This window comes from Enterococcus sp. DIV1096b, from assembly GCF_050498765.1.
Classification (GTDB): domain Bacteria; phylum Bacillota; class Bacilli; order Lactobacillales; family Enterococcaceae; genus Enterococcus_D; species Enterococcus_D entomosocium.
In genome coordinates this window covers 3,489,499-3,508,791 of record NZ_JBMHEK010000001.1, presented here as the reverse complement: position 1 = coordinate 3,508,791, position 19,293 = coordinate 3,489,499, and the positions used below count along the sequence as shown (strand labels likewise).

The following is a 19,293-nucleotide window of genomic DNA, read 5'->3' as shown; positions in this document are numbered from 1 at the left end:
TCCCTGCTCGTTTTTATGAAAGGAAGCGGCTGTATTGTTCAGCCGCTTATCTTGAAGCACCTAGTTTCTTTATTTTTCGACATCGTAAGCGATGTAGTGAGTGTTTAAAAGCTGGGCGACATGGATATTTTCTGAAGTACTGCCGCCGCCATGGGAACCGCAACCTAGAGTCAAGGAAGGATTTAAGTTCGTGGTGCCCCCGATGGCTCCTAAAGCTGCTTGGGTATTGACTAAGATTCGGGCAGAAGGGATCGCCAGCCCAAATTCACGAACAAAGGTATCGTCTTTGGTATGAACGACAGCGGTGTGTCCAGCACCTTGGATCTTTAGCAATTCTTGGCAAAAACGAATACCTTCCTCGGCATCAGCCACGGTATAAAAAGCCAGGATCGGCGAAAGTTTCTCCCGTGCATAGGGATTGTCCTTAGCGATGGCCGTCTGTTCCGAAACGAGGATTTTCGTATCACTTGGGACCGACAGACCACTCATTTCGGCAATTTTAACTGCTGGCTGACCGATGATCCGGGGATTCAGACCGCCCTCAGCCGTGGTGATAAAATCAGCCAGCTTTTCGGACTCTTCTTGATTCAAAAAGTAGCCGTGATTTGCTTTCAATTCAGAGATCACTGCCTCTTTGATCGATTGCTCAACGACTAATGCCTGTTCAGAGGCGCAGATCGTCCCATAATCGAAGGTTTTGCTACGGATGATCTGATCAACGGCTTTCGCGATGTCCGCAGATTTTTCTAGTAGCGCAGGGGTATTACCAGGGCCGACACCGATTGCTGGATTGCCCGAAGAATATGCGATTCGAACCATCGCTTTTCCACCAGTAGCCAAGATTAGATCGGTATCAGGATGTGCCATCAACTTTTGGGTATCCTCAATCGTCGGTTCTTCTAGTAATTGAACCAAATCGATCGGCAATCCGCATTCTTGCAGTACCTCTTTAAAGAGGGACACGGTCTCTTTGATTGCCTGCAGCGCTCGGGGATGAGGGGATAAGATGATCGCATTTTTCGTTTTTAATGCCAAAAGTACTTTGAAAATCGTGGTGGATGTAGGATTGGTGGAAGGGATCAAGGCAACTAGGACACCCAATGGCGTAACGATTTTCAGCATCTTTTTCTCAGGCATTTCCTCTACGATCCCGACCGTCGGCATATCTTTGATACTGTTATATAATATTTCACTGGCAAATAAATTTTTGATGTTTTTATCTTCTGCGTTTCCAAAGCCGGTTTCTTCCAGTGCCAATTTTGCTAAGTGCATCGAGTGGCTGGTCAGTTTCTCTGCAGCTTTCCTCACCACGTAATCAACCGTTTCTTGCGAGGCAGTACGATAAAGTTCTTGGGCGTCTGACGCTTGCTTCATTAAGGAATCAACCAGTGTTAAGGGGCTGTGCACTGTTGTCTCTGTCATCATATCAATCATCCTCCTTGTTTTTTATACTTTAATTATATGTGAAAGTAAGCGTTTTCTTTAGGAGGGTTCTATGCTGTTTCAGGACAATTTTATCCAAGGTTGTTATATTTTTAACATGCGTCAGTATTGTTCACAAAAAGAAACAAATTTAATTGTAAATGACTAAATATGATATAATTTGAAAAAGAGAACACGGAAAGGAGTTGCTTTCATGTGCTACATTTTAGTTGCCACCCCAGATGAAAAGGAACGAAATCAGATAAAACAAGTGGTCAGAAAAGATTTTTTTAACGCCACGCTCTTGCAAGATGCTTGGACAATGGCTGAAACGGTAGCGATCGCTGGGAAAGTACACGTTGATATCCTCATCTTGTCAATCTCTAATGAGGCCGAAGATCCTTTTTATTGGACAGCCGAAGTCATGAAAAAACAGCCGAACATCAAACTGATTTTGATTGATGAGACGAAGAACTTCGACAATCTTCATCGCTCACTGCGCTGCGGAGCCATCGATTACTTAGTGCGGCCTTTAAGCAAGCAAGAGCTTCAGCACAGTATCCACCGTAGTATTCTCTCGTTGAATCAAATTTCCCTATTGCACTACTCCACGTCAGCGATCACTGATAATATTGCTGAACAAGTCAATCAGATCATTGAATACATCCATCTCAACTATCAAGAGCCGATCACCTTAGATGTCCTTGCTGCTTTCAGCCACATGCATCGCAACTATATCAGCCGGATTTTTAAAGAAGCCACTGGGATGACTTTTACTAAATATTTGACGTTTTATCGAATAGAACAAAGCAAAAAGCTGCTGGTTACTACGGAGGATTCCATTGCTGCTATCGCTGAACAAGTGGGGTATGATGATGCGGGTTATTACGCCCGGATCTTCAAACGTGAAACCAGCTATACACCGAACCAATACCGCAAAACCTTTACCTCTTCCTATGTTGCTGCAGATTTGGTGTTTGCCCAAAGGGAAATGAGTTCATAAGGGATCCCCTTGCTCAACTAAAAAAGCATGATCGCTTTTAGCGGCGACCATGCTTTTTAGTGTTCATTCATTAGATCAATTGCTTCGCCCAAGGATCTGAGCAGTGATCTGATAAAGATATGTTTTGGTTTCATCTTTGGTCTCAGGCAATTTCTGGATCGCTTGCAAAGCTTTTTTCGTGTAGTCGGCAGCGAGTTTCTTGGCTTCGTCAATCCCGGCGCTTTCTTGGACGATCCGATAGACTTCATGGGTATCCGCCTCAGTCATGGCAGCTTGTTTTTCCAGCAGTGGCAACAGTTGTTGGCGGTCATTTTTCAATGCCATCAACAGCGGCAAAGAATAGACGCCTTGCCGAACATCTTCCAATACTGGTTTTCCTAAGGCAGTCGCATCTTGACTGTAATCCAAGACGTCATCCATGATTTGAAAGGCAAGGCCAATGGCTTCGCCGATCTCACGGGCTTGATTGGCAAAGCGCAAGGAGGTGCCGCTTTCGTAAGCCCCGATAAAGCAGCTTAAGGCAAACAATTCAGCGGTTTTGCCGCGAATGTTTTCTAAGTAATCCTCGACGGTGACGGACAAATCGTATCGTTTGCTCATTTGCCCTAATTCGCCGGCGAGGATTTTTTCCATACTACGGGAATTCATTTGCAAGCTTTTCATGGAGCTAGCATAATCCGCCATCAATTTGAAGCAGCAGACGAAGAGGTAATCACCAGCATAGACAGCGACATCGTTGCCAAATTCGGAACGAATGGTCGGCAGCTTGCGGCGGGTGTCCGCATGATCGACGATATCGTCGTGGATCAGCGAAGCAGTGTGGAGCATCTCGATCGAAGCCGCCAATGCGACGGCTTTTTCGCGATCTTTGTCGCTGCCATAAGCAGAAAAGAGCAGCTGATAAGCAGGACGCAGCAGTTTTCCACCTGAATGGATCATGGACAGGATCGCTTGTTCGACCTCTTTGTTTTTTAGTTTTAATGATTTTTCCATCAATTGCAAGGAGGCAGATAAGTCAGCTTGCAGTGCTGGATACTCTTGCCACATGGAATGAAGTTTCATAATTAACTCCTTTATTCTGAATCCGAGCGCCATTTGACTTTGGTCTGGCGTTCATAATCAATTTGAAAACGGCGCAGTGTTTCAACACGACGCAGCAAGTAGTTGGCGGCGATCCCGATAGCGATCCCGGACAAGATCCCAAAGAAAGACAGGACCGGCAAGTAGAGCATCACGCTCCAGGATTGAGCGATCCATGAGGCGGTGATCAACTGTCCGACGTTGTGCAAGAAACCGCCAGCCGCACTAATGCCGATGATACTGACACGCTTAGGCCCCAACTGTTTCACCAAAGACATCCCAAAGTAGCTCAGTAAGGAACCACTCATACTATATAAGAAGGTCGAAACCGTTCCTCCTAGTAACGTCGTTAAAATCAGTCTTAGCCAAATCAAGAGAAAACTGTCTTTTTTCGGCATGGTGAACAAAGCAATAATGGTAATTAAATTTGCCAAACCTAGTTTCGCACCAGGCGCAAAGGCAAATGGATAAGGGATCATATTTTCAACTAAACCAATCACGACCCCTTGGGCGACCAGCAGTGAGATGAAAATTATTCGTTGTAATCGACTCATAAGCAAACGATCAATAGATTAGATCGTCGGTCTCACTCCCATCTGCGGCTTGGATTTCGATCACCAATTTATGAGGTAGACAGACGATGGTTTCCCCATTTTTACTGGCCCAGCCACGGCGCACACAAATCTGGTCGCCGCAATCAGCTTCCTTGATTCGGATCCGATCGCCTTCGATCTCCAGTAAATTGGTATCCCCGTCTTCATCTTCATAAAGATAGGTGTACGTTTTTTGACCTTCAACTAAGTCAAAACGTTTGATTTCTGTCCCATCGACCCGCAAGACGGCTTCTTTGTCAGCCGTTTGCGTCTGGCCAAAAATAAAAATCGGTAAAAAAGAGCTGAGGATCAAAACAAGTATGATGACGCCATCCCATGGTTTTAAATGGGCATCGCGGATAAATTCTTTTAGTTTCATCAAAAAAGACTCCTGTTCTTTCATGTGATGTGTCTCATTCTAGCATAAGAAGACAAGATTCTACTAGCTGAATCCTCAATAATCCACCGATTTCTGTGCAAGGACGATCAAGAAAAAGTTCTGTACTTGGAAAGAGACCAAGACACTGATTGAAAATCAGAATGTCTTAGTCTCATGAAGTCGTACAGTTATTCTATTTTGCTGGCTTATTTATTGCCATATAAGGAGCGAGGGGTACCGTACCACCATTTTCCAAGGGTACGTTGCAACCATGGGATTACCCAACGATCTAAACCGACTGCGCGTCCTGAACCGTTCATCAAGGCAAACGCAACTGGAATGAACCAGATGTTTACCCAGTAGAACATACCAGACATACAGAAAGTCAACACTAAAACGATGGTCGTTGCATTCACTAACCAAGTGAAGAGACCAGCCATCAATGCAAGAGCTAAAGCAATTTCAAAGAAGACCATGAATTTTTGGAAGAACATTGCAACGTCGTTGTTTGGCATAATAAATTGCATAACTTTTGTGAACCAGTCAGGTGATTTTTCGATCACGATCATTGGTTGTTCACCGTAAGCATAGCTCAAACCAAAGTGTGCGGCTTGTGTCGCTGCATCGGCTGCTTCGCCGGCGCCACTAGCGGCACTTGCTGCATCGGCTGCTTCACTAGCACCACTTGCTGCATCAGCGACTGTTTGATATTCCCAAGTCCAAGGGAATACGCTGTTGCCTTGGAACCAAGAACCTTCACCGAACCAAGTACCAGGTTTGAAGACTTCCCCATTCGTACCTAAAATTTTCTTGAAGGCTTCAACGAACCAGACAAGACCATAGAAAATACGAAGCGGAACACTCCACAAGACGTTACCGTAACGAGACGTGTGACCACGGGCTACTGTCCGGTCATCTTTGATGTGGAAGATTTCATGCATCAAGTATTGGAACATGTAGTAACCAGAACGAATATCAAAGAAGTATTTCAAGTTAACGATGTGTTTCATAATGATCGCTAAGAAACCGCTCAGGTGAATCTTATTGAATAAGTTCGCCACGCCCCATTTGGCACCGATGGAAACCATAAATCCTTGGTAGTTTCCTTTGAATTTATGTTTTTCGCCGCCTTTGATGGCTGAAACGATGTTCGTTGCTGCAGTGTGACCTGTTTGTTCAGCTGCTTGCACGATTTGTGGTGTTGGTGTATTCGGGAATTCTTCGAAGTAAACCAAGTCACCAATAATATAGATGTTTTTGTCTTCGTAGCCTTTTGCTTCCATGAACTCATTGGCAACTAGGCGGAATCCACGAGCGGTTTCTAAACCGAAATCAGCAGCATCGCTAGTTCCTTTGACACCGGCAGTCCAGATCAATGTGTGGGTTGGGATTGTTGAACCATCTTTTAGTTTGATGTGATCAGGTGCCACTTCAACGATTGGTGCATTCAAGACAAGATCAACATTGTTTTTCTTCAAGTAGCGTTCTGCTTTGGCTGCATCGTTACGATCAAGCATGTTCAAGATCGTTGGCATTGCTTCAACAACTTTCAAGCTGATTTCACTTGGGTCCAATTTATAATCGGAAGCTAAACGATCTTTCCAATCGATCAGTTCACCGATCATTTCGATCCCAGTAAACCCAGAACCACAAACGACAAAGGTCAACATTGCTTTGCGTAATGCTGCATCTGGTTCGATCGCTGCTTTTGCGACAGTTTTTTCAATGTGTTCGCGAATGCGGACAGCATCGTCAAATGACCATAAAGTAAAGCCATTTTCTTTAACGCCAGGTGTACCAAAGTCATTCGGTTCGCCACCCATCCCTAAAATCAAGTAGTCAAATGAATAGCTACCTAATTTTGTTTGGACGGTTTTATTTTCTTTATCGATCCCAGTTACTGTATCGGTTACTAAACGAACATTTTTCTTGCGTGAGAACAAGCGCTGCAAGTCATATTGAATTGCGGTAGGTTCTACACGTCCTCCAGCGACTTCATGCAGTTCAGTCATCATCGTATGATAAGAGTGACGGTCGATCAATGTTATATCAACATCATTGTCTTTTTTCAATTTCTTTGCCATGTACTTCGTAGCAGAAACGCCTGCATAACCGGCACCGACAACGACAATGTTTTTCTTTGCCATTGCAAATCTCTCCTTAATAAAAATAATCTATGATAATAATTACACAATCGTTCCTATTATATAGACAAATGGTTCATTTGTCTAACGATTCTGATGAAAAAAACGCATATTTCCTGAAATTCGTGAAAACTTGCGAAAATCAAAAAATAAGTCCTTTTTCCGTAAAAAAGCGGAAAGGAAGCGGTTGACATATCGTAAATTTACTTTACAATGTTAGATGTATCACAAACTTTTTTGTGGGGAAAATAAACAAGTAAAAGGTGGATAATTATGAAAACAAAGAAATTGATTGTAGGTATGGCGGTATTTTCATTCTCAGCAATGTTGTTAGGGGGTTGCGGAGCAGATGACAATAACACAGCTTCTTCGTCAACTAGTGAAAGTACATCACAAACTTCTGCAAGCGATTCAGCATCAACAGAAAGCACGGAAGCAACCGTTGTTGCGGGCGAGCCAATGCAAGATGGGACGTATCGTTTAGAAGAAAAGAACTATAAAAACGACTACCGTGTCACATTTGAGATCACAGTCAAAGACGGCAAAATCGTTGAATCAAAATATGACAACGTGAATGCTGATGGCGAATCAAAAACAGAAAACACTGAATACAATGAAACGATGAAAGAAAAAGCAGGCATCAGCCCAGAAGAATTTATTCCTAAATTCAATGAAGAATTAGTTGCCGCACAAAGCCCTTCTTCAATCGAAGTAGTTTCTGGCGCGACTCATTCCTTTGATTCCTTCCAAAACTATGCACAACAATTGATCCAAGCGGCGCAAGCAGGCAACACGGAAACCATTGAAATCGACAATGGTGCCGACTTGCAAGACGGAACCTATACATTAGAAGAAAAGAACTACTCAAATGGTTACCGCGTAGTCTTCTCAATGACTGTGGCTGACGGCAAAATCTCTGAATCAAACTACGACTACCTAAACGAAGCCGGCGAGTCGAAAAAAGATGATGCATCATACAACGAAAACATGGAAGCTAAATCTGGTACAAGTCCAGAAGAATTCATTCCAAACTTCAATGAAGCTTTTGTTTCTGCAGTCAATGCCGAAGATGGTTCTGTTGCTGATATGGACGTTGTTTCTGGTGCAACCCACAGCTTCCACAGCTTTGTTATCTATGCACAACAATTGTTGAATGCAGCTGAAAAAGGTGACCAAACAACAATTGAAGTCGATAACTTCGTTACTGAATAATCACAACTTTTTTGAATGAAGAGGACAGCATTCGTTTTGAATGCTGTTTTTTTTGTGGACAACCATGAGAGGGGGAAAGTTCGTGCAAAAAAAAGCAATCTGGTGAGTACTTTTTTTAAAAAGAAATGGGTTCTTTAATGATGGAAAGCATCGATTAAGGATTCCTAAAATACCTTGAGAAATCACGGAATGCCCCTTTTCATTCTGCCAAAAAAAGGCTATTATATGAAGGTTGAAGACAATAGAAAAGAGGAAAATCATGAAAAAGAAAGTAACGTTTTTTCTGATGTTTGTTTTTTTAGGCACAATGTTGGCAGCTTGTGGCAGTAATCAGGAAGCAACGACGCTGCGGGAAGAACCATATTTTCAAGAAGAATTTTTATTAGGCACTTATACTCGAATCCGCATTTATGATGAAGGCAAAGAGGACGCTATGAAGCCAGCCTTTGACCGCATCAGAGAATTAGGCGATAAAATCACCATCAACCAAGCAGGATCAGAGATCGATGAAATCAATGCGCAAGCTGGCATCAAACCAGTGAAGGTTTCGGATGATATTTATTATTTGCTAAAAGAAGCTTACGATTACAGTGTGAGATCAGAAGGCGGCTTTAATATGGCCATCGGTGCCATCACCCAATTATGGCGAATCGGCTTTGATGATGCCCGCAAGCCAGAGCAATCTGAGATCGATGAAGCATTGAAACATATCAATTATGAACAAGTCGAGTTTAACGATGAAGATCAAACCGTTTATTTAAAAGACAAGGACATGATCCTTGACCTTGGGGCGATCGCTAAAGGCTATATCACGGACGAAGTCGTCAAAGTGTTGAAGGACAATGGCGTGACTTCCGCGATCGTCGATTTGGGCGGGAATGTCTATGTGTTAGGTCATAGTAACCGTGGCACAGATGAGCCATGGAATGTCGGAATCCAAGACCCGAACAAATCTCGCGGCTCGATTATCGGTAGTATCAAAGAAACCAATAAAACAGTGGTTACTTCAGGGATCTACGAACGCTACTTAGAAGTAGACGGCAAAACGTATCACCATATTTTTGATTCTGAGACTGGCTATCCTTACGATAGCGATGTAGCAAGTGTGACTGTGATCACCGACAAATCCATCGATGGTGACGGGTTGACTACGGTGGCGTTTGATAAAGGGGTCAAAGAAGGCTTGGCTTATATCGAACAGCATACCGAAAAGGGGACCGATGCGATCTTTATCACAAAAGAAGATAAAGTGTATGTAACCGACGGTATCAAAGATACCTTTGAACTTTCAGAGGAATCAGGCTACACGATGGGTGATCGTGCTGATTTAGAATAGGAGGAGTGAAAGATGTCTCTTTCAGTGTTTTTAGAAGTAGTGGAGATCCGTACCAAAGTGGCCAGTATCTTCCCCTTCATTATGGGTGTGTTGTTCTCGTTGGTGTATTTTCATGAATTTCATCCGTTGAATACCGCAATCTTTTTTCTGGGGATGTTGCTGTTTGATTTGACGACGACGTCCATCAACAATTATATGGATTTCAAAAAAGCCAAATCAGAAACCTACAAATACCAGCACAATGTGATCGGGCGAGAAAACATCTCAGAAGCTACTGTTCGCAATCTGATTTTTGCGATGTTGGCAGGAACCTTGTTAATTGGTCTTTACTTGTCGTTTGTCACTGGCTGGTTGCTGCTAGTGATGGGGTTGGTGGTTTGTTTTATCGGAGTCTTTTATACCTTTGGCCCCATTCCGTTATCGCGGATGCCTTTAGGCGAGGTGTTCAGCGGCGTAACGATGGGGTTAGGGATTTTTGCCATCACGATCTATATCAATACCATTGATCAAAAAGTGTTTTATCTGGCACTGGATTTTGCGAACGGGACCTTTGGCTTAGTGGGGAACCTCTGGGCCGTTTGTGCGATTGTGTTGGCATCCTTGCCATTGATTTTCACGATTGCTGACATCATGTTAGCCAATAACTTACGGGATCTGGAAGCCGATATCGAAAATCACCGCTACACACTGGTGTACTACATCGGTCGCGAAGCAGGTATCCGTCTGTTTCAAGGAATGATGCTAGCTTCCTACGCCGCTATTTTATTGGGCCTCTTGTTTGGTCTCTTCCAATGGCCGATTTTGCTCGTGTTTCTGACACTGCCGAAAATCCACCAAAATTTGAAAGAGCATCAAGCCAGCCTGCCCCACCCACGTAGTTTCGGCTATTCGATTAAGAACATGATTTTATTCAACAGCAGCTATGCCTTAGGCTTGCTTTTCTGTCTGTTGTGGCAATTGCTTTAAAAAAAAGATCGACCCGCTCTTGAAAGAGCAGGTCGATCTTTTTATGTGGGGAATGAAATAGCGCATAAAAACTGTAGAAAAGACATGATAAAAGAACGAGCATGATACTTATTATGAAAAGATGAGGCTCACTTTTTCCGCGAAATTGATCGTAGCAGTAAAGTTTGTTTGGGAGCTGCCTAGGTTGCTTTTTATTTAACCCCTCGGAATAAGCAGGTCTGTTTATGGAGTGTTTGTGTTTACGCTTGCTGTGACTGGTTATCTACGAAAGCAGCATCAATACCGTTCCAAACTGATTTCTCCAGAAGAAAGTACCTTGCGCTCCGTCGCTGTTTCCACCACTAATTCACCTGTGTTGGTAATGTCTTTGGCGATCCCTTCATAGGTCACACCTTGTTGCGTAAATTGAACGGTGCGGCCCAAAACGAAGGATTTCTGCCGATAGCGGGCCATATAATTCATGTCAGGCAGTTGCGCTAACAATTGGAAGAACCGACGCCAAATTTCTTGGATCAACGCGGCCCGAGAAAAGGTTGGATACTCTTCACCAGGAAAGAGTGAGGTCGCTTTTTCCCGAATCTCTGCTGGAAACTGCTGTTGCGGAATTGAAAAACTGATGCCGATACCAATCACAACCGAAGTAATACGGCCTGTCTCAAAGTCACTGGTTGCTTCAGACAAAATACCGCAGATTTTTTTTCCATCTAAGTACAGATCGTTGACCCACTTAATGGCCGTTTCCTTCATTAGAAGGGCATCGATGGCTTCGGCAACTGCTACCGCCGCCAGAACGGTATATTGCGGCAATTCTTGAAACGCTTGGTTTGGTTTTAAAAGCAAGCTCATATAGATCCCTTGTTTTTTCGGTGAGAAAAACGGTCGTTCGAAGCGGCCATGACCGCCTGTTTGCGTTTCGGTCAAAAAAAGGGCGGGGGTTGCCAGTCCACTATCCAAAGCGGCAATCTTGGCTTCTTTCATGGTGGATTCAACAGCTTCCTTGATTTGAACCGTGGGAATCATCGGCAAGGCGGCTGCAAGTGCTGCTTGATCGTATCGATCATCCGAGACAAAGCGATAGCCGTTGGCCAAGTGTTCGAAATGATAGCCTTCTTTCTCGAGTTCTTTAATGGCTTTCCAGACTGCGGTACGAGAGATCGACAAAGCTTGGGCCAGTTTCTCTCCAGATAGCACAGTATCTTCTTTTTGTAATAAGGTCAGTATTTTTTCTTTTGTCGTCATAAGGATATCCTTCCTAATGTTTCACGTGTAACGTTTTCGTTAGCATAGCAAGAAATCGGCAAAAAGCAAAGTAGTTTCTTACGAAAAACCGTCCACATCAGCCTTGTTTTTTTCTTTAGAAAATCTTAGGAAATGGGTGCATCAGAAAAGCATTGGAACTTCCAATGAAAGCTTGACAGAGAAGTGCTTCATCTGTATAATAAGGAGTTGCAAAAACTATCTGAACGAAAAAAGCAGAAACGAAATATTGTCCGTTTCGGCTTAGGAATAAGGAAACAAAAGTAGAAAATGCCCAATGCATCCGTTCTATTTTTGGTTTTTTTTTGCCTAAAAGCCGCAAAAAATGCTTTCTGTAACCTATATTTAATATTTGTTACAGTTTTGTAAATAATCGGATAGCCTTTTTGAAAGACTTTATGAAGAGGTGAAGAGCTTGGCTGGACACGTAGTAAAATACGGAAAGCATCGCGAACGTAGAAGTTTCGCACGGATCAGTGAAGTATTAGAATTACCGAATTTGATTGAAATTCAAACCGACTCTTACCAATGGTTCCTAGATGAGGGCCTAAGAGAAATGTTTGAAGATATTTTGCCAATCGAAGGATTCAACGGTAACTTGTCCCTAGAATTTGTGGATTATGAATTGAAAGAACCAAAGTATACAGTAGAAGAAGCACGTGCCCATGATGCAAACTATTCGGCACCATTACATGTTACTTTGCGTTTGACGAACCGTGAAACTGGGGAAATCAAATCCCAAGAAGTATTCTTTGGTGATTTCCCATTAATGACTGAACAAGGAACCTTTATCATCAACGGGGCAGAACGGGTTATCGTTTCTCAGTTGGTCCGCTCTCCGGGTGTATATTTCCATGGCAAAGTCGATAAAAACGGCAAAGAAGGCTTTGGTTCAACTGTTATCCCTAACCGCGGTGCGTGGTTAGAAATGGAAACTGATGCCAAAGATATCTCTTACGTACGGATTGACCGTACCCGTAAAATTCCTTTGACGGTCTTAGTCCGTGCCCTAGGGTTTGGTTCTGATGATACGATTTTTGAAATTTTCGGCGACAGTGAATCATTGCGCAACACGATCGAAAAAGACTTGCATAAAAACGCAAGCGATTCTCGTACCGAAGAAGGATTGAAAGATGTTTACGAACGTCTTCGTCCAGGCGAGCCAAAAACAGCAGACAGCTCACGCAGCTTGCTGAACGCACGTTTCTTCGATCCAAAACGTTACGACTTAGCAAATGTTGGTCGTTACAAAGTAAACAAAAAATTAGACTTGAAAACACGTCTATTGAATTTGACCTTAGCAGAAACCTTGGTTGACCCTGAAACAGGCGAGATCATTGTTGAAAAAGGCACTGTTTTGACTCACCAAGTCATGGAAACATTAGGCGCATTTATCGATAATGGCCTAAACAGTGTAACGTACTATCCATCAGAAGATGGGGTCGTTACCGAACCAATGACGGTCCAAGTCATCAAAGTCTTTTCACCAAAAGATCCAGAACAAGAAGTCAACGTGATCGGTAATGGCTATCCAGATACTGCCACACGTACCGTTCGTCCAGCAGACATCATTGCTTCAATGAGCTACTTCTTCAACTTGATGGAAGGCATCGGCAATGTCGATGACATCGACCACTTAGGAAACCGTCGGATTCGTTCTGTTGGTGAATTATTGCAAAACCAATTCCGGATCGGGCTTGCTCGGATGGAACGTGTCGTTCGTGAACGGATGTCGATCCAAGACACCGAAACCTTGACACCGCAACAACTGATCAATATTCGTCCAGTTGTCGCAAGTATCAAAGAATTCTTTGGTTCTTCTCAGTTGTCACAGTTCATGGACCAAACAAACCCACTGGGTGAGTTGACCCATAAACGTCGTCTATCTGCCTTAGGACCTGGTGGTTTGACCCGTGACCGTGCCGGCTATGAAGTCCGAGACGTTCACTATTCCCACTATGGCCGTATGTGTCCGATCGAAACGCCTGAGGGACCAAACATCGGGTTGATCAACAGCTTGGCCTCTTATGCCAAAGTCAACAAGTATGGCTTCATTGAAACACCATACCGTCGAGTTGACCGCGAAACAGGCCGTGTTACAGACAAAATCGATTACTTGACTGCCGATACCGAAGACCACTACGTTGTGGCCCAAGCAAACAGCTTGTTAAATGAAGACGGCTCTTTCGTAAACGACGTTGTTATGGCGCGTGCTACTTCTGAAAACTTGGAAGTATCGATCGATAAAGTCGACTACATGGACGTATCACCAAAACAAGTAGTCGCAGTCGCAACCGCATGTATTCCTTTCTTGGAAAACGATGACTCCAACCGTGCCTTGATGGGTGCCAACATGCAGCGGCAAGCTGTACCATTGATCAATCCGAAAGCACCTTGGGTTGGTACTGGTATGGAATACAAATCAGCACATGACTCAGGAGCTGCTTTGTTATGTAAACATGATGGGATCGTAGAATACGTGGATGCAGCCGAAGTGCGCGTTCGTCGTGACAATGGCGCATTGGACGTTTATTCTGTTACCAAATTCCGTCGTTCAAACTCAGGAACCAGCTACAACCAACGTCCATTAGTGGCACTTGGTGAAAAAGTGGAAAAAGGCGACATCTTAGCAGATGGCCCATCTATGGAACAAGGCGAAATGGCACTAGGACAAAACGTCTTAGTCGCATTCATGACTTGGGAAGGGTACAACTATGAGGATGCCATCATCATGAGCCGTCGTTTGGTGAAAGATGATGTTTACACTTCTGTCCATATTGAAGAATATGAATCAGAAGCCCGCGACACAAAATTAGGACCTGAAGAAATCACTCGCGAAATCCCGAACGTTGGGGAAGACGCGTTGAAAGATCTAGACGAAATGGGCATTATCCGCATTGGTGCGGAAGTCAAAGATGGCGATCTGCTTGTTGGGAAAGTCACTCCAAAAGGGGTAACGGAACTTTCAGCAGAAGAGCGTTTGTTGCACGCGATCTTTGGTGAAAAAGCCCGCGAAGTGCGTGACACTTCTCTACGTGTGCCTCACGGCGGCGGCGGAATCGTCCACGATGTCAAAATCTTTACCCGCGAAGCTGGCGATGAATTGTCACCAGGTGTGAACATGCTGGTTCGCGTTTATATCGTTCAAAAACGGAAAATCCATGAAGGGGATAAAATGGCCGGACGTCACGGAAACAAAGGGGTCGTTTCTCGCATTATGCCAGAAGAAGACATGCCTTTCTTACCAGATGGCACACCAGTCGATATCATGCTGAACCCATTAGGGGTACCTTCTCGGATGAACATTGGACAAGTATTAGAGTTACATTTAGGAATGGCTGCGCGTCAATTAGGCATTCACGTGGCAACACCAGTCTTTGATGGAGCCAGCGATGAAGATGTTTGGGCAACGGTTGCTGAAGCAGGAATGGCCAGCGATGCCAAAACAGTGCTTTACGACGGACGTACCGGCGAACCATTTGATGGCCGCATCTCCGTTGGTGTCATGTACATGATCAAATTGGCCCACATGGTCGATGATAAATTGCATGCCCGTTCCATTGGACCTTACTCATTGGTTACGCAACAACCATTGGGAGGAAAAGCCCAATTTGGTGGACAACGTTTCGGAGAGATGGAAGTTTGGGCACTGGAAGCATACGGTGCTGCTTACACCTTGCAAGAAATCTTGACCTACAAATCAGATGACGTGGTTGGTCGTGTGAAAACATACGAAGCGATCGTCAAAGGGGAACCAATTCCAAAACCAGGTGTACCAGAATCATTCCGCGTATTAGTAAAAGAATTGCAATCACTGGGTCTAGACATGCGTGTCCTAGATATCGATGATGCAGAGATCGAACTGCGTGATATGGATGATGACGATGATGATTTGATCACCGTTGATGCCTTAACAAAATTTGCGGAGCAACAAACAGCCCGTGAATTAGAACAAAAAGCACAAACAGAAGCTAAAAATGCCGCCGACGCGTTGAACCAACAAATCGAGACAGCAGAAGATCGCTTGCAATAATAGACGGCCCTCGCTATTTCCGCCACTAGCGGAAATAGCCCCCGTTCTATCGGATATGTCCATGAAATGAAATGGAGGGAACCTTTTTTGATCGATGTAAATAAATTCGAAAGTATGCAAATCGGTTTGGCTTCTCCTGAAAAAATCAGAAGCTGGTCTTATGGTGAAGTAAAAAAACCAGAAACCATTAACTACCGTACGTTAAAACCTGAACGCGAAGGGTTGTTTGACGAGCGTATTTTCGGTCCAACCAAAGACTGGGAATGTGCTTGCGGCAAATACAAACGGATCCGCTATAAAGGCATCGTTTGTGACCGTTGCGGCGTGGAAGTAACACGTTCAAAAGTGCGTCGTGAACGCATGGGACACATTGAACTAGCAGCACCAGTATCACACATTTGGTACTTCAAAGGCATTCCTTCACGGATGGGTCTTGTCTTAGACATGAGCCCACGTGCATTAGAAGAAATCATCTACTTTGCTTCATACGTAGTGATTGAACCAGGAAACACCAGCCTTGAGAAAAAACAACTATTGACTGAACGGGAATACCGTGAAAAACGTGACCAATACGGTCAAGAATTTTCAGCAGCGATGGGTGCCGAAGCCATCAAACAATTATTAGATGGCGTTGATCTTGAAGGCGAAGTTGCTGAATTAAAAGAAGAATTGAAAAACGCGACTGGTCAAAAACGGACCCGTGCGATCCGCCGTTTGGATATCTTAGAAGCATTCCGTGCTTCAGGAAACAAACCAAGCTGGATGGTCATGGACGTTATCCCAGTTATCCCGCCTGATTTGCGTCCAATGGTGCAATTAGAAGGTGGACGTTTTGCCACAAGTGACTTGAACGACTTGTATCGTCGTGTAATCAACCGTAACAACCGTTTGAAACGCTTGTTAGATTTGAATGCACCAAACATCATCGTTCAAAATGAAAAACGGATGCTACAAGAAGCAGTCGATGCCTTGATCGATAACGGTCGTCGCGGCCGTCCAGTTGCAGGGCCAGGGAACCGCCCATTGAAATCTCTTTCTCACATGTTGAAAGGGAAACAAGGTCGTTTCCGTCAAAACTTGCTAGGAAAACGGGTCGACTACTCAGGTCGTTCAGTTATCGTCGTGGGTCCATTCCTTAAAATGTACCAATGTGGTCTGCCAAAAGAAATGGCGATCGAATTATTCAAACCATTCGTGATGCGGGAACTTGTTTCTCGTGAAATCGCGTCAAACATCAAAAATGCCAAACGCAAAATCGAACGTCAAGAAGACGAAGTTTGGGATGTCTTAGAAGATGTTATCAGAGAACATCCAGTGCTATTGAACCGGGCACCTACGCTTCACAGATTAGGTATCCAAGCATTTGAACCCGTCTTAGTTGAAGGCCGTGCCATTCGTTTGCACCCACTTGTTTGTGAAGCCTACAATGCCGATTTCGATGGAGACCAAATGGCCGTTCACGTACCATTGAACGAAGAAGCGCAAGCAGAAGCACGTATGCTGATGTTAGCAGCCCAAAACATTTTGAATCCAAAAGACGGAAAACCAGTTGTAACACCATCTCAGGATATGGTCCTAGGGAACTACTACTTGACGATGGAAGAAGAAGGCCGTGAAGGGGAAGGCATGATCTTCCGTGACATGGACGAAGCAGTTACGGCATGGCGCAATGGCTACGTGCATTTACACACACGGATCGCTATCAATCCAAACACTTTAGGGGACAAACCATTCACGTCTGAACAAAAACAACGCTTGATGGTAACAACGGTGGGTAAAGTGATCTTTAACTCGATCATGCCACCAGAATTCCCATTCTTAAACGAACCGACAGACTACAACTTGACGGTTCAAACACCAGACAAGTACTTTATTGAAGCTGGTACAGATGTGCCTGCCTTCATCAAAGAACAAGAGCTTGTTGGCCCATTCAAGAAGAAAAACTTAGGAAACATCATTTCAGAAGTCTTCAAACGTTTCCGCATCACTGAAACGTCACGCATGCTTGACCGCATGAAAGACTTAGGATACAGCCATTCAACAATGGCGGGTATCACCGTTGGTATCGCTGATATCATGAACTTGCACGAAAAACATGAAATCATCGACAATGCCCACAAACAAGTTGAAACGATCACGAAACAATTCCGTCGTGGATTGATTACCGATGACGAGCGTTATGAACGAGTTATTGGTGTTTGGAATGCAGCCAAAGATGAAATTCAGTTAAAACTGATGGAATCATTGGAAGCGAAAAACCCAATCTTCATGATGTCTGATTCCGGTGCCCGTGGTAACATCTCCAACTTTACTCAGCTTGCTGGGATGCGTGGATTGATGGCCGCGCCTAACGGACGAATCATGGAATTGCCGATCATCTCAAACTTCCGTGAAGGTCTATCTGTCTTAGAAATGTTTATCTCGACCCATGGTGCCCGTAAAGGGATGACCGATACCGCCTTGAAAACAGCCGATTCCGGTTACTTGACACGTCGTCTCGTTGACGTTGCCCAAGATGTTATCATCCGTGAAGACGATTGTGGTACTGACCGTGGTTTAGACATTCAAGCAATTCGCGAAGGAAACGAAATCATCGAATCCTTAGAAGAACGTTTGATTGGACGTTACACACGTAAATCAGTGATCCATCCTGAAACTGGCGAAGTCCTTCTAGGGGTCAATGAATTGATCACTGAAGATTTAGCTAAAGCCATCGTGGACGCTGGTATCGAAACAGTATCCATTCGCTCTGTCTTTACATGTAACACCAAACATGGTGTATGTAAACATTGTTATGGCCGCAACTTAGCTACTGGTTCTGAAGTTGAAGTTGGGGAAGCAGTCGGTACCATCGCTGCCCAATCAATCGGTGAACCTGGTACTCAGTTGACCATGCGTACCTTCCATACCGGCGGGGTTGCCGGAGACGATATCACGCAAGGTCTCCCTCGTGTCCAAGAAATCTTTGAAGCCCGTAATCCGAAAGGACAAGCGGTCATTACCGAAGTTACCGGAGAAGTCATCGATATCTCAGAAGACCCATCAACTCGGACCAAAGAAGTGACCATCAAAGGGGAAACCGATACGCGTACGTATACCGTTCCTTATACTGCCCGGATGAAAGTAGCAGAAGGCGACTTTATCCATCGTGGTGCGCCATTGACGGAAGGTTCGATCGATCCAAAACAACTGTTACAAGTTCGCGATGTCTTGTCTGTTGAAAACTACCTATTACGGGAAGTTCAACGCGTTTACCGGATGCAAGGGGTAGAAATCGGCGACAAACATATCGAAGTAATGGTTCGTCAAATGCTGCGTAAAGTCCGCGTCATGGATCCAGGTGATTCAGGCATCTTGCCAGGAACATTGTTGGATATCGCCGACTTTAAAGACCGCAACTACGACACATTGGTAGCCGGCGGCGTTCCTGCAACTAGCCGTCCAGTCCTACTAGGAATCACGAAAGCATCTTTGGAAACCAACAGCTTCTTGTCTGCTGCGTCCTTCCAAGAAACCACTCGTGTGTTGACCGATGCAGCGATTCGCGGCAAGAAAGATCCACTTCTTGGATTGAAAGAAAATGTTATCATCGGTAAGATCATCCCAGCTGGTACTGGTATGCCTCGTTACCGTGAAATGGAACCAAAAGAAGTAACAGTTGCCAGCGAAAATGTCTACAGCATCTCAGACATCGAAGCACAAATGGCTGCTGAAGACGCATTGAACAGCCAGAACTAATCAATGCCCAGCACCTGATTGACTCAGTGTGACGGAAAAGCTTGTCATTCTTCGGAATGGCAAGCTTTTTTGTTTAGCAAAAGGAAATGTTACGAAAAAGAATGCGTCCTTCTTTCATCCTAGAAAAGGG

12 protein-coding genes are annotated in these 19,293 nt (G+C 44.3%); 6 read left to right on the top strand and 6 right to left on the bottom strand.

Going from position 1 to position 19,293, the window contains the following annotated elements; all coding sequences use genetic code 11:
• Positions 1-69 precede the first annotated feature (69 nt).
• Positions 70-1,425, bottom strand: coding sequence for an aldehyde dehydrogenase family protein (locus IGJ17_RS16445; RefSeq protein ID WP_260607013.1), 1,356 nt, complete (start codon positions 1,423-1,425; stop codon positions 70-72).
• Positions 1,426-1,636: 211 nt separating this feature from the next.
• Here IGJ17_RS16445 and IGJ17_RS16440 point away from each other — a divergent pair, with 211 nt between their 5' ends.
• On the top strand, positions 1,637-2,425 hold the full coding sequence (locus IGJ17_RS16440) for a response regulator transcription factor (RefSeq protein WP_008381730.1): 789 nt from the start codon (positions 1,637-1,639) through the stop codon (positions 2,423-2,425).
• Between the two features lie 75 nt (positions 2,426-2,500).
• On the opposite strand, the gene IGJ17_RS16435 is transcribed toward IGJ17_RS16440, so the two are convergent.
• The 4 genes from IGJ17_RS16435 to IGJ17_RS16420 all read right to left on the bottom strand — a co-directional run bounded on the left by IGJ17_RS16435 (position 2,501) and on the right by IGJ17_RS16420 (position 6,624).
• Positions 2,501-3,487 carry a polyprenyl synthetase family protein gene (locus tag IGJ17_RS16435; protein WP_008381732.1) on the bottom strand — a complete coding sequence of 329 codons (987 nt, stop codon included), beginning with the start codon at positions 3,485-3,487 and terminating at the stop codon, positions 2,501-2,503.
• Positions 3,488-3,498: 11 nt separating this feature from the next.
• Positions 3,499-4,059 (bottom strand): Gx transporter family protein, encoded by a 561-nt coding sequence (locus IGJ17_RS16430; RefSeq protein WP_005232987.1) that lies wholly within the window; start codon positions 4,057-4,059, stop codon positions 3,499-3,501.
• Between the two features lie 10 nt (positions 4,060-4,069).
• A complete protein-coding gene (locus IGJ17_RS16425) occupies positions 4,070-4,477 on the bottom strand; it encodes a NusG domain II-containing protein (RefSeq protein WP_010748871.1) in 408 nt (135 codons plus the stop codon).
• Between the two features lie 206 nt (positions 4,478-4,683).
• Positions 4,684-6,624, bottom strand: coding sequence for an NAD(P)/FAD-dependent oxidoreductase (locus tag IGJ17_RS16420; RefSeq protein ID WP_429961612.1), 1,941 nt, complete (start codon positions 6,622-6,624; stop codon positions 4,684-4,686).
• Between the two features lie 270 nt (positions 6,625-6,894).
• Here IGJ17_RS16420 and pplA point away from each other — a divergent pair, with 270 nt between their 5' ends.
• The 3 genes from pplA to menA all read left to right on the top strand — a co-directional run bounded on the left by pplA (position 6,895) and on the right by menA (position 10,135).
• The gene (pplA, locus tag IGJ17_RS16415) at positions 6,895-7,833 is read left to right on the top strand and encodes an extracellular electron transfer flavoprotein PplA (protein WP_429961611.1); all 939 of its coding nucleotides are present in this window, start codon (positions 6,895-6,897) and stop codon (positions 7,831-7,833) included.
• Between the two features lie 259 nt (positions 7,834-8,092).
• On the top strand, positions 8,093-9,169 hold the full coding sequence (locus tag IGJ17_RS16410) for an FAD:protein FMN transferase (RefSeq protein WP_005232994.1): 1,077 nt from the start codon (positions 8,093-8,095) through the stop codon (positions 9,167-9,169).
• Positions 9,170-9,181: 12 nt separating this feature from the next.
• Positions 9,182-10,135: a 1,4-dihydroxy-2-naphthoate polyprenyltransferase gene (gene menA / locus IGJ17_RS16405; protein WP_142437276.1), complete on the top strand. Its 954-nt coding sequence runs from the start codon at positions 9,182-9,184 to the stop codon at positions 10,133-10,135.
• 276 nt (positions 10,136-10,411) lie between these two features.
• Here menA and IGJ17_RS16400 read toward each other — a convergent pair whose 3' ends face one another.
• On the bottom strand, positions 10,412-11,374 hold the full coding sequence (locus IGJ17_RS16400; RefSeq protein ID WP_142437275.1) for a biotin--[acetyl-CoA-carboxylase] ligase: 963 nt from the start codon (positions 11,372-11,374) through the stop codon (positions 10,412-10,414).
• A gap of 433 nt (positions 11,375-11,807) precedes the next feature.
• On the opposite strand from IGJ17_RS16400, the gene rpoB reads away from it, so the two are divergent.
• Complete coding sequence (gene rpoB / locus IGJ17_RS16395; RefSeq protein ID WP_008381746.1) at positions 11,808-15,425, top strand: DNA-directed RNA polymerase subunit beta; 3,618 nt, start codon at positions 11,808-11,810, stop codon at positions 15,423-15,425.
• An 87-nt stretch (positions 15,426-15,512) separates the two neighbouring features.
• Positions 15,513-19,163: a DNA-directed RNA polymerase subunit beta' gene (gene rpoC, locus IGJ17_RS16390; protein WP_034871965.1), complete on the top strand. Its 3,651-nt coding sequence runs from the start codon at positions 15,513-15,515 to the stop codon at positions 19,161-19,163.
• The last annotated feature ends 130 nt before the right edge of the window (positions 19,164-19,293 follow it).